The organism is Enterobacter wuhouensis (assembly GCF_035835995.1).
Classification (GTDB): Bacteria; Pseudomonadota; Gammaproteobacteria; order Enterobacterales; family Enterobacteriaceae; genus Enterobacter; species Enterobacter wuhouensis.
In genome coordinates this window covers 459,214-474,609 of the sequence record NZ_CP142124.1, presented here as the reverse complement: position 1 = coordinate 474,609, position 15,396 = coordinate 459,214, and the positions used below count along the sequence as shown (strand labels likewise).

Here is a 15,396-nt window from a genome sequence, read left to right as displayed (position 1 = left end):
GGTTTAATGCGCTCCGTTGCCCGGATAGCTCAGTCGGTAGAGCAGGGGATTGAAAATCCCCGTGTCCTTGGTTCGATTCCGAGTCCGGGCACCACTATTTAGAGAACCCAGCCTATGGCTGGGTTTTTGCTTTTCTGCATTTGCTTGAGATTGAATTTTCTGCTTTTACGGTCAATAGTTGTCATTTTCCGCATAAGAAAACGACATGACCACATCTGCTTTAAAAGGCGGGGCGCTGCTTCTGCTGATTATCCTGATTTATACTGGCCTGTTTACGGGCGATCGCGTCACCTGGTTGATGGAGGTGACGCCCGTTATTATCATCATACCGCTCCTTCTGGCTACTCACAGACGTTATCCGCTTACTCCCCTCCTTTATACCCTGATTTTCTTTCACGCCATTATTCTTATGGTCGGCGGAATGTACACCTATGCGAAAGTGCCGATTGGTTTTGACGTTCAGGAGATGTTCGGGTTGAGCCGAAACCCGTATGACAAGCTCGGTCACTTCTTCCAGGGGCTGGTTCCTGCACTGGCTGCGCGCGAAATTTTGCTGCGCGGAGGATATGTTCGCGGTCATAAGATGACGAGTTTTCTGGTGTGCTGCGTTGCGTTGGCCATTAGCGCGACGTACGAGCTCATTGAATGGTGGGCCGCCGTGGCGATGGGACAAGGTGCGGATGATTTTCTGGGAACTCAGGGCGATCCATGGGATACCCAATCTGATATGTTCTGCGCGCTGCTGGGGGCCTTAACTACCGTGCTGATCCTTGGGCGTTTCCATCAGCGGCAATTGCTTCGTCTGAGATAAGCAAAAGCAAAAAACCCCGCACCTTTCGGTACGGGGTTCTTCTAATTGATGCCTGGCAGTTGTATGCCGGGCTTCCTGCCCGGCACCCTGCGGGTAGCACTCCGTGCTGTGCAAATCCGCTCCCGGCGGATTTGTCCTACTCTGGAGAGCGCTCACCGACAAACAACACGTAAAACAAAAGGCCCAGTCTTTCGACTGGGCCTTTCATTTTATTTGATGCCTGGCAGTTCCCTACTCTCACATGGGGAGACCCCACACTACCATCGGCGCTACGGCGTTTCACTTCTGAGTTCGGCATGGGGTCAGGTGGGACCACCGCGCTAAAGCCGCCAGGCAAATTCTGTTAATCTGTATCAAAGCTGAAAATCGTGTCGTCTCTTCGCCAAAACACCTTCGGCGTTGTAAGGTTAAGCCTCACGGTTCATTAGTATCGGTTAGCTCAACGCATCGCTGCGCTTACACACCCGACCTATCAACGTCGTAGTCTTCAACGTTCCTTCAGGACTCTCAAGGAGTCAGGGAGAACTCATCTCGGGGCAAGTTTCGTGCTTAGATGCTTTCAGCACTTATCTCTTCCGCATTTAGCTACCGGGCAATGCCATTGGCATGACAACCCGAACACCAGTGATGCGTCCACTCCGGTCCTCTCGTACTAGGAGCAGCCCCCCTCAATTCTCCAGCGCCCACGGCAGATAGGGACCGAACTGTCTCACGACGTTCTAAACCCAGCTCGCGTACCACTTTAAATGGCGAACAGCCATACCCTTGGGACCTACTTCAGCCCCAGGATGTGATGAGCCGACATCGAGGTGCCAAACACCGCCGTCGATATGAACTCTTGGGCGGTATCAGCCTGTTATCCCCGGAGTACCTTTTATCCGTTGAGCGATGGCCCTTCCATTCAGAACCACCGGATCACTATGACCTGCTTTCGCACCTGCTCGAGCCGTCACTCTCGCAGTCAAGCTAGCTTATGCCATTGCACTAACCTCCTGATGTCCGACCAGGATTAGCTAACCTTCGTGCTCCTCCGTTACTCTTTGGGAGGAGACCGCCCCAGTCAAACTACCCACCAGACACTGTCCGCAACCCGGATTACGGGTCTACGTTAGAACACCAGCCATTAAAGGGTGGTATTTCAAGGACGGCTCCACGCAGACTGGCGTCCACGCTTCAAAGCCTCCCACCTATCCTACACATCAAGGACCAGTGTTCAGTGTCAAGCTATAGTAAAGGTTCACGGGGTCTTTCCGTCTTGCCGCGGGTACACTGCATCTTCACAGCGAGTTCAATTTCACTGAGTCTCGGGTGGAGACAGCCTGGCCATCATTACGCCATTCGTGCAGGTCGGAACTTACCCGACAAGGAATTTCGCTACCTTAGGACCGTTATAGTTACGGCCGCCGTTTACCGGGGCTTCGATCAAGAGCTTCGCGTTGCCGCTAACCCCATCAATTAACCTTCCGGCACCGGGCAGGCGTCACACCGTATACGTCCACTTTCGTGTTTGCACAGTGCTGTGTTTTTAATAAACAGTTGCAGCCAGCTGGTATCTTCGACTGATTTCAGCTCCACCCGCAGGGGCTTCACCTACATATCAGCGTGCCTTCTCCCGAAGTTACGGCACCATTTTGCCTAGTTCCTTCACCCGAGTTCTCTCAAGCGCCTTGGTATTCTCTACCTGACCACCTGTGTCGGTTTGGGGTACGATTTCGTGTTACCTGATGCTTAGAGGCTTTTCCTGGAAGCAGGGCATTTGTTACTTCAGCACCGTAGTGCCTCGTCATCACACCTCAGCGTTAATAAACGACCGGATTTACCTAATCGTTCCGCCTACATGCTTAAACCGGGACAACCGTCGCCCGGCTAACATAGCCTTCTCCGTCCCCCCTTCGCAGTAACACCAAGTACAGGAATATTAACCTGTTTCCCATCGACTACGCCTTTCGGCCTCGCCTTAGGGGTCGACTCACCCTGCCCCGATTAACGTTGGACAGGAACCCTTGGTCTTCCGGCGTGCGGGCTTTTCACCCGCATTATCGTTACTTATGTCAGCATTCGCACTTCTGATACCTCCAGCAGCCCTCACAGGCCACCTTCAACGGCTTACAGAACGCTCCCCTACCCAACAACGCATACGCGTCGCTGCCGCAGCTTCGGTGCATGGTTTAGCCCCGTTACATCTTCCGCGCAGGCCGACTCGACCAGTGAGCTATTACGCTTTCTTTAAATGATGGCTGCTTCTAAGCCAACATCCTGGCTGTCTGTGCCTTCCCACATCGTTTCCCACTTAACCATGACTTTGGGACCTTAGCTGGCGGTCTGGGTTGTTTCCCTCTTCACGACGGACGTTAGCACCCGCCGTGTGTCTCCCGTGATAACATTCTTCGGTATTCGTAGTTTGCATCGGGTTGGTAAGCCGGGATGGCCCCCTAGCCGAAACAGTGCTCTACCCCCGAAGATGAGTTCACGAGGCGCTACCTAAATAGCTTTCGGGGAGAACCAGCTATCTCCCGGTTTGATTGGCCTTTCACCCCCAGCCACAAGTCATCCGCTAATTTTTCAACATTAGTCGGTTCGGTCCTCCAGTTAGTGTTACCCAACCTTCAACCTGCCCATGGCTAGATCACCGGGTTTCGGGTCTATACCCTGCAACTTAACGCCCAGTTAAGACTCGGTTTCCCTTCGGCTCCCCTATACGGTTAACCTTGCTACAGAATATAAGTCGCTGACCCATTATACAAAAGGTACGCAGTCACCCCATAAAGAGGCTCCCACTGCTTGTACGTACACGGTTTCAGGTTCTTTTTCACTCCCCTCGCCGGGGTTCTTTTCGCCTTTCCCTCACGGTACTGGTTCACTATCGGTCAGTCAGGAGTATTTAGCCTTGGAGGATGGTCCCCCCATATTCAGACAGGATACCACGTGTCCCGCCCTACTCTTCGAGTTCACAGCATGTGTGCTTTCGTGTACGGGAGTATCACCCTGTACCCTGCGACTTTCCAGACGCTTCCACTAACACACAAGCTGATTCAGACTCTGGGCTGCTCCCCGTTCGCTCGCCGCTACTGGGGGAATCTCGGTTGATTTCTTTTCCTCGGGGTACTTAGATGTTTCAGTTCCCCCGGTTCGCCTCGTTAACCTATGTATTCAGTTAACGATAGTGTGTCGGAACACACTGGGTTTCCCCATTCGGACATCGCCGGGTCAAAGGTTCATATCACCTCGCCGGCGCTTTTCGCAGATTAGCACGTCCTTCATCGCCTCTGACTGCCAGGGCATCCACCGTGTACGCTTAGTCGCTTAACCTCACAACCCGAAGATGTTTCACTTCATGATTGCGAAAATTTGAGAGACTCGAACACACCATTAAAGGTGTGTCGTTTCAATTTTCAGCTTGATCCAGATTTTTAAAGAGCAAATATCTCAAACGTCACCCAAAGATGAGTTTTGAGATATGGAGGTCGGCGACTTTCACTCACGAACCAGCAAGTGGCGTCCCCTAGGGGATTCGAACCCCTGTTACCGCCGTGAAAGGGCGGTGTCCTGGGCCTCTAGACGAAGGGGACACTGAAGTCTCAATCGCAAGACGCCTTGCTATTTACTTTTCATCAGACAATCTGTGTGAGCACTGCAAAGGCAGGTTCTTTAAGGTAAGGAGGTGATCCAACCGCAGGTTCCCCTACGGTTACCTTGTTACGACTTCACCCCAGTCATGAATCACAAAGTGGTAAGCGCCCTCCCGAAGGTTAAGCTACCTACTTCTTTTGCAACCCACTCCCATGGTGTGACGGGCGGTGTGTACAAGGCCCGGGAACGTATTCACCGTAGCATTCTGATCTACGATTACTAGCGATTCCGACTTCATGGAGTCGAGTTGCAGACTCCAATCCGGACTACGACGCACTTTATGAGGTCCGCTTGCTCTCGCGAGGTCGCTTCTCTTTGTATGCGCCATTGTAGCACGTGTGTAGCCCTACTCGTAAGGGCCATGATGACTTGACGTCATCCCCACCTTCCTCCAGTTTATCACTGGCAGTCTCCTTTGAGTTCCCGGCCTAACCGCTGGCAACAAAGGATAAGGGTTGCGCTCGTTGCGGGACTTAACCCAACATTTCACAACACGAGCTGACGACAGCCATGCAGCACCTGTCTCAGAGTTCCCGAAGGCACCAAAGCATCTCTGCTAAGTTCTCTGGATGTCAAGAGTAGGTAAGGTTCTTCGCGTTGCATCGAATTAAACCACATGCTCCACCGCTTGTGCGGGCCCCCGTCAATTCATTTGAGTTTTAACCTTGCGGCCGTACTCCCCAGGCGGTCGACTTAACGCGTTAGCTCCGGAAGCCACGCCTCAAGGGCACAACCTCCAAGTCGACATCGTTTACGGCGTGGACTACCAGGGTATCTAATCCTGTTTGCTCCCCACGCTTTCGCACCTGAGCGTCAGTCTTTGTCCAGGGGGCCGCCTTCGCCACCGGTATTCCTCCAGATCTCTACGCATTTCACCGCTACACCTGGAATTCTACCCCCCTCTACAAGACTCTAGCCTGCCAGTTTCGAATGCAGTTCCCAGGTTGAGCCCGGGGATTTCACATCCGACTTGACAGACCGCCTGCGTGCGCTTTACGCCCAGTAATTCCGATTAACGCTTGCACCCTCCGTATTACCGCGGCTGCTGGCACGGAGTTAGCCGGTGCTTCTTCTGCGAGTAACGTCAATTGCTGAGGTTATTAACCTCAACACCTTCCTCCTCGCTGAAAGTACTTTACAACCCGAAGGCCTTCTTCATACACGCGGCATGGCTGCATCAGGCTTGCGCCCATTGTGCAATATTCCCCACTGCTGCCTCCCGTAGGAGTCTGGACCGTGTCTCAGTTCCAGTGTGGCTGGTCATCCTCTCAGACCAGCTAGGGATCGTCGCCTAGGTGAGCCGTTACCCCACCTACTAGCTAATCCCATCTGGGCACATCTGATGGCAAGAGGCCCGAAGGTCCCCCTCTTTGGTCTTGCGACGTTATGCGGTATTAGCTACCGTTTCCAGTAGTTATCCCCCTCCATCAGGCAGTTTCCCAGACATTACTCACCCGTCCGCCGCTCGTCACCCAGGAGCAAGCTCCCTGTGCTACCGCTCGACTTGCATGTGTTAGGCCTGCCGCCAGCGTTCAATCTGAGCCATGATCAAACTCTTCAATTTAAGTTTGATGCTCGTGAATTAAACTTCGTAATGAATTACGTATGTTCACTCAGAGACTTGGTATTCATTTATTGTCCGAAGACATTAAGAATCCATGTCACTTTGAGTGCCCACACAGATTGTCTGATAAATTGTTAAAGAGCAGTGCAACGCGGCTTTCGCTCACCGTTGCGAGGTGGCGTATATTACGCTTTCCTCTTTCAGAGTCAACCCGTTATTTCAGGATTTTTTCTCTTCAACCGACCGGGTTGTTTGTGAAGTGATTCACATCCGCCGTGTCGATGGAGGCGCATTATAGGGAGTTCTCCGCAGGCCGCAACCTAAAAGTTGCAAAAAAATGACTGACTGCTGTATTCCCCAGCAAAACCCCGTCTTATACCCTTTTACGCACAGACTTATCCACAATTCACTCCCTATCCACCGACCAGGGCAGCGAACAAAGGGGTAAAATCAACTATACTAGCGGCAAATTTTTCCCCTGCAGGCTACCCCCATGGTCACACAACGTCTCACCCGAGACTGGCGCATTCCTACAGCAGGACTGTTAGTACTGGCGATCCTCCTTGCCGGGTTTACGCTTCATGCACACTGGGGCGCCTTTATTCAGTGGTGCCTCGCCGCGCAGATCGCCTTGCACCGCTATCTGGTAATGTACCTGCTGCAGCTGAATAACCATCAGTACAGCGGCGGTCTATGGCTATTAACCGGGTCTTTCCTTTATGGCGTACTTCACGCCATCGGTCCGGGGCATGGAAAATTCATTGTCACCACCTATCTCAGCACGAATAAAGAGAGTGACGTTGCCGCACGCGTCGTGCCTTTTGTTGGCAGCCTGATGCAGGGCGTCAGCGCGATCCTCTTTGTCTTTATTCTGGCCGTTGGCCTGAACCTCGCATCAGGGGATATCAGCACCAGCCGCTGGTATGTAGAGAAAATCAGTGCCGTGCTGATTGGCGCCTTCGGTGCGTTTATCATTTACCAGACGCTGAAGGGCCTGAAGCCGAAAAGAATGTCCATCCGTTCACTCTCTCCGTTGCATCAGCATGACGAGCAGTGCGGCTGCGGGCATCATGGCGTTGGGGCAGACCTGACCAGAGGCGACTGGAAAACCCGACTGGGGATCATCCTGGCAATTGGTGCGCGCCCCTGCAGCGGCGCAATTATGATTCTGATGTTCTCGAATGCGCTGGGTATTGTCACCTGGGGTATGGCGGCGGTGATGACTATGTCGGTAGGTACGGCTCTTTCTATTATGGGCTTATCATTGGCGGTGCGTTATGCACGCGAGCGGACGGTGTCTTACTTTAATGGCGACGCCTCCCTTAGCTGGCTGGTTCCGGCCTTCAGAATTGCCGGTGGGATTGTGCTAATCCTTTTTGCAACCGTCCTGTTCCTGACGGTGATCCCCATCAGCGCCAACGGTGACTACATCGCCGCCGGATGCTAATAAAAGAAAACCCGCCAGAGGCGGGTTTTTTGTTACTCGTTAATCCGTGGATGTTGATCGACCAGACGGGTGCGTTTTTTCTGCAGCTCTTCTATCTCTGCGTCAATATCCTCAATCTTCTGCTCTACGTTATCGTAGTGCTCGCGGAGGATCTCTTTCGCTTCCTGGATATCCGATGCCGCAGGCGTCGCCCCTTTCAGAGGACGGTTCGCCGTTTCCTTCATGGTCAGGCCGGTTGCCAGGCCAATAACAGCAATAACCATCAGATAGTAAGCCGGCATCATCAGGTTCTGCGTACTTTCCACCAGAGAGGCGGCAAGCGTCGGCGTCAGGCCGGCAATCAGCACGGAGATATTGAACGCCGCCGCCAGAGCACTGTATCGAATGTGCGTCGGGAACATCGCAGGTAATGTAGACGCCATCACCCCGATAAAGCAGTTCAGGATCACCGCCAGCATCAGCAGGCCGGCGAAAATCAGCCCCAGCACATTACTGTTGATCAGAATAAAGGCCGGGATCGCCAGTGCAAATAGCGCCACGCTGCCCAGGATGATGAACGGTCGACGACCGAAGCGGTCGCTCAACAGGCCCATAATCGGCTGCACAAACAGCATACCCACCATGATGGCGATAATGATCAGTACACCGTGATCTTCCGAGTAGTGCAGGTTATGCGACAGATAGCTCGGCATGTAGGTCAGCAGCATGTAGTAGGTCACGTTGGTGGAAATCACCAGACCGATACAGGTCAGCAGACTGCGCCAGTGTTTAGTCGCAATCTCTTTGAAGGAGACTTTCGGGCCGTCCTGCAGCCCTTCACGATCGCCCTGCTCAAGCTTTTCAACGTGCTGCTGGAATGCAGGCGTCTCTTCCAGCGCATGGCGCAGGTAAAGGCCAATGATGCCCAGCGGAAGGGCGATAAAGAACGGGATACGCCAGCCCCAGTCGAGGAAGTTCTCTTCACCGACGACGGTTGAAATCAGAACGACAACGCCCGCGCCCATCACAAACCCGGCAATGGAGCCGAAGTCCAGCCAGCTTCCCATGAAGCCGCGCTTACGGTCAGGGGAGTACTCCGCTACGAAGATCGACGCACCGGTATATTCTCCGCCAACGGAAAAGCCCTGAGCCATCTTACAAAGCAACAGTAATATCGGAGCCCAAATGCCGATGGTGGCATAGGACGGTATCAGGCCGATACAGAATGTACTGATCGACATAATAACAATGGTGATAGCGAGTATTTTCTGGCGCCCGTATTTGTCACCGAGCATACCAAAGAACAGGCCACCCAACGGGCGGATCAGGAAGGGAACAGAGAAAGTCCCTAGCGCCGCAATCATCTGCAGGCTGGGATCGGCACCGGGGAAGAACACTTTACCTAATGCGTAGGCTACAAAGCCGTAGACACCAAAATCGAACCATTCCATCGCATTACCGAGCGAGGCGGCGGTGATCGCTTTACGCAGTTTTGCGTCATCGATAATAGTGACGTCGCGAAGCGTGATGGGTTTAACCTTTTTCCTTCTAAGCATAGCTTTCCTCGTAGACTCAGCCCTGTCCATTTCACAGTCCCGTTCGCGATCTGTGAACCTGGGATTCGCTCCATGCGAATCACCTTATTCAAGCGTAGCAGGTTTACTTACATTGACGTTTTACATCGATACAACCGAACCTGTTGACGCCTGTGTGGGCAGTTAATGACCTTTTTACCCTACCAGCGTTTATATTTGTGATCAACTTCACACATATCTTTATCGTTCTTCAACTGACGTCAGTCTGTGTCAATTATCGCGAATGAGCACTTCCTTAACCCCCTTCTAAACAATATTTTCACGCAGGTAATTATCCCCTGAGCAACAAATAATCAGTCACATTTCTTCACATCAGATTTACATAAACATTAATTATCCAGAGCCCATTCTTTTGTTTACATTAAATATGTGATCGAGATAACTAAAACACTGTTTTATTTTCATTGAATCGTAATTCCAATGATCGCATGATAAATCCGAATACAACATCCTGACGTGCTTTCAGATGGAGATTGTAGAACGCACAAATTTAATTTCGCTGCATGGATAACGAATTAGCTGTAACGAATTTCAGTTAATCACTTGAATTTATTGATTTATTTTTTAACACCCTCCGCCAGTTACGCGGAGCGCGATGTGAGGGTTAAACATGAAAATTAAAGCCACAATAGAACGCATCCCCGGAGGGATGATGCTGGTCCCGCTGGTGCTGGGCGCGATCCTGAATACACTCGCACCTAACACCGGCGCATATTTTGGTGGTTTTACAAAAGGGATGATCACTGGGACCGTACCCATCCTGGCAGTATGGTTCTTCTGTATCGGAGCATCTATTAATTTACGCGCTACGGGTACGGTATTACGTAAATCCGGGACGTTAGTGATTACCAAAATTGCCGTAGCATGGATAGTGGCAATGATCTGTGCAACGTTCATTCCGGAGAATGGCATTCAGACCGGATTTTTCGCCGGGTTATCCGTTCTGGCAATCGTCTCTGCAATGGACATGACCAACGGCGGTCTGTACGCCAGCCTGATGAACCAGTACGGCACCAAAGAAGAATCCGGCGCGTTCGTGCTAATGTCGCTGGAATCCGGCCCGCTGATGACGATGCTTATTCTGGGCTCTGCGGGTCTGGCATCCTTTGAACCGCATCACTTTGTCGGCGCGATCCTGCCATTCCTGATCGGTTTTGCGCTGGGTAACCTGGACCACGACCTGCGTGATTTCTTCAGCAAAGCGACGCCGGTGCTGATTCCGTTCTTCGGCTTCGCGCTGGGTAACACCATCAATCTGAACGTGATCCTCGATACCGGTCTGCTGGGCATCGTGCTGGGCGTGGCGGTCATCATCATCACCGGCATTCCACTGATTATTGCCGACCGTGTGATTGGGGGAGGAAACGGCACCGCGGGCGTGGCGGCCTCATCAGCCGCAGGCGCTGCTGTCGCAAACCCGGTGATTATTGCCCAAATTAACCCGGCCTTCGAACCGGTCGCCGCTTCTGCGACAGCACTGGTTGCCGCCAGCGTCATTGTCACCGCGATTCTGGTCCCCATCATCACGGCGCTGTATGCGAAACGCTACGGAGTTGTACCCGAGCAGAAATTAGAACAGACAGCGGTAGAACTTCATCATTAATACACCGCACCAAACCATCCCTCTCTCCTGTGGGGAGAGGGGTTCAACCAAAAATCTCTTCCACCATCCCATCCACGAGGCGTTTCGCCGAACAGAGCCGCGGCATCCCTAGCGCGACAGTCTGCCAGTTCTGCGTCACCGACCAGCTCACCGGATGTTTATCTGCCTGACACCAGTCGCCCAACCACCCCAGCATCTCTTTATGATCCATTAATCCGATTGCCGCAGGCGTCGTCAGCCATTGATGATAAAAATGTCGGGTCGAAGGAGAAGCATTAATCCCCTGCGCAAGATAGTTCGCCGCCATGCTGCGTAGATTATCCTTCAGCATTGCCGCGACGTCGTCATTCGCCAGACGGCATGCATCTCCAAATGCCCCCCAGCGCAGCTCTTCCAGCGCAATATAGCAGCGCCCGGCCAGCGACCAGCCGTCGTAGTTTCCGGCTCGCCAGCGGGTAAAAATCTGTTCGCTATGCTCGCCTGCCTGCACCGTCAGCCCACGCTGGCTAAGTGCCTTTTCTTTATAGGCGGCGCGTTGGTTGAAATGAGAAGAGAGTTCGTCGTACTGCTGCATCAGACCCGGTGGCTGTGCAACTCGCAGACTCGATTGCTGGCGCAGCGCAATCAGTTTGTCCGCCATGCGGGTGAGCGCAAGATGTCCGGGGTCAAGCATACCGGCCAGCTTTTCTGCCAGCCCGAGACGCAGGGCCGCATTTTCGTTGAGCATTCCCGCCATTGCCCAGGGCCGAAGCCGGGTGTGCGTCATGATCTCCTGAGTCAAACGCTCACGAAACTGCAGCTGCTGCTGCCCCAGGTGGGAATGACGCGCAGCGTCCACCCCCTGCACCAGATCGACCATAAATTTAGGATGAATGCACTCCAGCGTCCGCCCGGGACCGTCCAGTAGCTGTGTTGTCATGGTTGCTCTGCCGCGAATAGAGTTTGAATATCATCGCGTAACAGTCGGGTATCTTCCTGAATCCACGTCGCAGTCGTAAGGCTTTGCTTCAGCAGCTGGCTGAGCGCTCGTGTCGAATGCTCATTTTGCTGACGCACCGCGAGGCTATCACGCAAGCTTTCCTGTAACCCGGTCAGGCACAACGAAAATTCTGCAAAGAACGTTGCCATACCCGCCGTAACAGAGACATCGACCTGCGCGGCCAAAGCTTTACGAATTTGTTCGCAAAACTGATCGATATGCTGTTTAAATTTCTCATGCAGCTGCGCAATATCAATGACGTATCGCGTGCGCGTCACCACATAATCCTCCCAGCCCCAGCCTGGATTATTCAGCCATCGCGACACCGTTTCACGCATGCTGCCCGCGCCGGACACCTGTCCCGCAGGGCGGTTATCCTGCGCAATCGCACCGTTGAACAACCCCCGCGTATTGATGTTTAGCTGATTTGCCTGAAATGACGGAAAGCTAATCCGCGCCCGGAAACCGGCATGGCTGAGCTGCTCTTTGATGCGCGTTTCGATGGGCCGCATCGCCTCATTCAGCGAACGGGCCAGCGTCGATTCCAGCTGATCGAAACGCAACGCCAGCTCCCGACCGATCTTGCTCTGCACGTCCAGCATGATCAGCTCGCAGGACGAGCGGATTTTATTCAGCGCGATCTGGGCCTGCCCCTCATCTTCCAGCACCAGCTGGTGCATTTCATCTGGCTCACCGCCGCGTAAACTCAGTGGATCAAGGCCGCCCACATCCAGAATGTTCTTCCTGCTAAAGATATGCCCAATCGCCTGGCGGAGCGCGTTTCGCTGCAAAGCCATAAAATCATCTGTCGCACTAAGCGCCTGCTCGACTTCATGCTTCACTTCATCGCTGACCACGCGCTGGCGGGTTTGCAGCAGGGTCATATCCTCTTCAAGACGGGCAATATTGAGTTCCAGCGCCTCAAACGCCACCGTCAGTCCCTGATGACGAAAATCGAGATACTCCCGGGCGTTTTGCGCATAGTTAAGTAACTTATGCGACGCCGAACGCAGAGCAAACAAAGACGCGTTGGCATAAGCCGCATAAATCAGCTTGCGGATCGGCTGCTCAAACAGCGAATCTTCCCACAGCAGGTCGGCGGCGTGACGGATATGGTCGATATCGTCTAAATCCGCCGTACGCCAGCGTCGCCCAAGCGCGGCTTCGGCAAAATCCTGCACCCAGCGCTGCTCCTGGTGATCCGGTAACCGACCGTTAGCGGACATTTCGTACCGCGCGCGGTTCGCCAGATAGGCCCACATCGACGAAACGGGATAAATCTGGCCTGGGGAAATGTTTCCCTTCATTAATGTGCCGGAAATCATCGCCCTGACCTGCTCTTCGTCGTCGCTGTTGCGGTCTTTCTGGTCGAACTTATTCACCAGCGCATAGAGAGGCACCGATTTACCCGCCGCAGAAATCGCCTGCCGAACCTCTTCATCGGAAATGGACTTGAGCTGGGTGTAATCCATCACTGCCAGCACCGCCGACGCTCGCGCCAGCTGTTCGCTGAGCATTTTTTGCAGATGCGGCTGCCCGGCTTCGTTTGGCCCCGGCGTATCAAGTAACGTTAACTGTCCCGGATGAGCGTCCAGGCCCGCGAGGTGGACAAATTCCACCTCTATGACCGGGATGTGTTCGATCGACGCATATTCGGCGAACGGGAAATCGACGCCCAGCGCAAGAGACAGTCGAACCAGATCGTTGAGGCTTTTCAAACAGTGGAAAATGGGCTGCGCGCCCAAATAGTGTTTTTCAAAGGCTTCCGCTTTTTCGATTCGCTCAAGCAGCGTAATCATGTCTTTATCAATTTCCAGACGCTGGGCCAGTTTTCCCCGGTCGTAATCGCAAAGCTTTTGCTGTAACTGCGTAATCAAACCATCAATTGGGGAGACATGAGAGAAATGCAGCACCGGCTCTTTCTGGCCCGGGGTGTGGCGAATCAACGTGGGAAGCGCCGTCATAGGACGATTGCGATTAGGCAGCACTTCGGTGCCCACAATCGCATTAATCGTGGTCGATTTTCCCGCTTTCATCGTGCCGACAATTGCTAATACCATCTCCAGGCGGGTTATTTTGCGTAATTCATTATTCAGCATCGCCTGCTGTGCCTCGACACCGCGCGCGCTAAAGTGCAAAGGCAAGACGTTGTTTGTTTGACCCGTAATGGCCGTCGCGGCGCTATCCAGCATCGCAATTGGCATTGATTTCAACGTATCAAGATTCTGCAATGCGAGCTGTAACAAACGCTCGGCTTCCTGGCTTAATTCAAAAATGGTTTGTGTGTGCATGATAAAAGACTTTCCTTAACGCAAATTTATTACTTTTATTAAGCCACCTGATTTTTATTATGTTGTTTTGGCTTATATGATCACGTGTGGAAAACATGTTCACTAAAATATAACTGATTGATGATAATCAGAAATATATTGCTATCCTTGTATGGCAAGCAAAACGCTTCTTCTGGTCAAAAACCAAAAAGATAAAAAGCGTAGCCCAGTTTTGGGAAATTTCAGGATATATCGTCATTATTTACCCACCTAAAAAGGGAGGTAATTCTCCCCCCGCCATACGAGGTGTATTGCGGTGAAGGCCGAAGATAATAACAACGTGATGCTTAACCTTATCCGAAATGAAGGAGCGTAGCAATTTGATGCAATAAAATATTCGATATATTTAGCATCATTGCTTCCTGATGAGTTAATGGAACAAGCATCGCTTAAATGACTGACAGAAAGTGTCACTCGCGACACACTTTCAACACTTTTTTATTAAACAATATCACCGACAACATTGTGGATTTGCGCTATACTTGCCGCCTTTTTCGGCACTCTGCCGTCATTTTGCTGGCACTTTCCAGCGTGTTAAGCACTTTTTTGAGGATACCCTTATGCAACTCCCACACTGCCCGAAATGCAATTCTGAATACACCTATGAAGATAATGGCATGTTCATCTGCCCGGAATGTGCTCACGAATGGAATGACGCAGAGCCGTCGCAGGACAGCGATGCGCTGGTTGTGAAAGATGCGAACGGCAACCTTCTGGCCGACGGCGACAGCGTCACCGTGGTGAAAGATCTGAAAGTGAAAGGCAGTTCTTCCATGCTGAAGATTGGCACCAAAGTGAAGAATATCCGCCTGGTTGAAGGCGATCATAATATCGACTGCAAAATTGACGGTTTCGGTCCAATGAAGCTGAAATCTGAGTTCGTGAAAAAGAACTGATTTATCCGCCCGGTGGTGCTTCGCTTACCGGGCCTACAACAACTAAACTTAATGGGCTTCTCTTACCTGAGGTAATGATTATGCCGTTAAGTCCCTACATCTCTTTCGCCGGCAACTGCGCAGAGGCCACCGCCTTCTATCAGCAGGCCGTCGGCGCAGAACTCCTCTACAAAATCACCTTCGGCGAAATGCCAAAAGACGAAAACAGTGAAGAGGGCTGTCCGTCAGGCATGAACTTCCCGGATTCCGCCATCGCCCACTCCAACGTTCGCATCGCGGGCAGCGACATCATGATGAGTGACGGTCTGCCGCCGGGCAGCAGCGCGCAGTACGCGGGCTTTACGCTAGTGCTCGACTCGCAGGATGTGTCGGAAGGCAAGCGCTGGTTCGATAGCCTCGCCGATGGCGGGAATATCGAAATGGCATGGCAGGAGACCTTCTGGGCGCACGGATTCGGTAAAGTCACCGATAAATACGGCGTGCCGTGGATGATTAACGTTGTTAAATCGTAGGCCGGATAAGCGCAGCGCATCCGGCAACAGCGCCCGGTGGCGCTGCGCTG

Annotated in this window: 8 protein-coding genes, 2 tRNA genes and 3 rRNA genes; 6 read left to right on the top strand and 7 right to left on the bottom strand. The window is 52.5% G+C overall.

Annotated elements, in window-relative coordinates; all coding sequences use genetic code 11:
* Positions 1-18: 18 nt before the first annotated feature.
* Both VPX56_RS02305 and VPX56_RS02300 read left to right on the top strand, forming a co-directional pair.
* Positions 19-94 (top strand) — tRNA-Phe (locus VPX56_RS02305).
* 111 nt (positions 95-205) lie between these two features.
* A complete protein-coding gene (locus VPX56_RS02300) occupies positions 206-811 on the top strand; it encodes a DUF2238 domain-containing protein (RefSeq protein ID WP_326469624.1) in 606 nt (201 codons plus the stop codon).
* A 218-nt stretch (positions 812-1,029) separates the two neighbouring features.
* Here the strand turns inward: VPX56_RS02300 and rrf are convergent.
* From rrf to VPX56_RS02280, 4 genes are all read right to left on the bottom strand, one after another.
* Positions 1,030-1,145: ribosomal RNA gene (rrf, locus tag VPX56_RS02295) — 5S ribosomal RNA — on the bottom strand.
* A 69-nt stretch (positions 1,146-1,214) separates the two neighbouring features.
* A 23S ribosomal RNA gene (locus VPX56_RS02290) occupies positions 1,215-4,120 on the bottom strand.
* Positions 4,121-4,304: 184 nt separating this feature from the next.
* Positions 4,305-4,380 (bottom strand) — tRNA-Glu (locus VPX56_RS02285).
* A gap of 85 nt (positions 4,381-4,465) precedes the next feature.
* Positions 4,466-6,005, bottom strand: a 16S ribosomal RNA gene (locus VPX56_RS02280).
* The 16S, 23S and 5S rRNA genes sit together here with 1 tRNA gene alongside, the layout of an rRNA operon.
* A 493-nt stretch (positions 6,006-6,498) precedes the next feature.
* On the opposite strand from VPX56_RS02280, the gene VPX56_RS02275 reads away from it, so the two are divergent.
* On the top strand, positions 6,499-7,452 hold the full coding sequence (locus VPX56_RS02275; RefSeq protein ID WP_326469623.1) for a nickel/cobalt transporter: 954 nt from the start codon (positions 6,499-6,501) through the stop codon (positions 7,450-7,452).
* Between the two features lie 32 nt (positions 7,453-7,484).
* Here VPX56_RS02275 and proP read toward each other — a convergent pair whose 3' ends face one another.
* Entirely contained in the window at positions 7,485-8,987 is a 1,503-nt protein-coding gene (gene proP / locus VPX56_RS02270; protein WP_131635951.1) for a glycine betaine/L-proline transporter ProP, read from the bottom strand.
* 649 nt (positions 8,988-9,636) lie between these two features.
* Between proP and kdgT the strand changes: the two genes are divergently transcribed.
* Positions 9,637-10,629 (top strand): 2-keto-3-deoxygluconate transporter, encoded by a 993-nt coding sequence (gene kdgT, locus VPX56_RS02265; protein WP_326469622.1) that lies wholly within the window; start codon positions 9,637-9,639, stop codon positions 10,627-10,629.
* Positions 10,630-10,672: 43 nt separating this feature from the next.
* Here kdgT and VPX56_RS02260 read toward each other — a convergent pair whose 3' ends face one another.
* Positions 10,673-11,548 (bottom strand): diguanylate cyclase regulator RdcB family protein, encoded by an 876-nt coding sequence (locus VPX56_RS02260; RefSeq protein ID WP_131635949.1) that lies wholly within the window; start codon positions 11,546-11,548, stop codon positions 10,673-10,675.
* The gene (gene crfC / locus VPX56_RS02255; protein WP_326469620.1) at positions 11,545-13,899 is read right to left on the bottom strand and encodes a clamp-binding protein CrfC; all 2,355 of its coding nucleotides are present in this window, start codon (positions 13,897-13,899) and stop codon (positions 11,545-11,547) included. The genes VPX56_RS02260 and crfC overlap by 4 nt, the downstream gene beginning before the upstream one ends.
* A gap of 599 nt (positions 13,900-14,498) precedes the next feature.
* Between crfC and VPX56_RS02250 the strand changes: the two genes are divergently transcribed.
* Both VPX56_RS02250 and yjdN read left to right on the top strand, forming a co-directional pair.
* Complete coding sequence (locus VPX56_RS02250) at positions 14,499-14,834, top strand: zinc ribbon domain-containing protein YjdM (protein WP_131635947.1); 336 nt, start codon at positions 14,499-14,501, stop codon at positions 14,832-14,834.
* Between the two features lie 80 nt (positions 14,835-14,914).
* Entirely contained in the window at positions 14,915-15,346 is a 432-nt protein-coding gene (gene yjdN, locus VPX56_RS02245) for a VOC family metalloprotein YjdN (protein ID WP_326469617.1), read from the top strand.
* Positions 15,347-15,396: the final 50 nt, after the last annotated feature.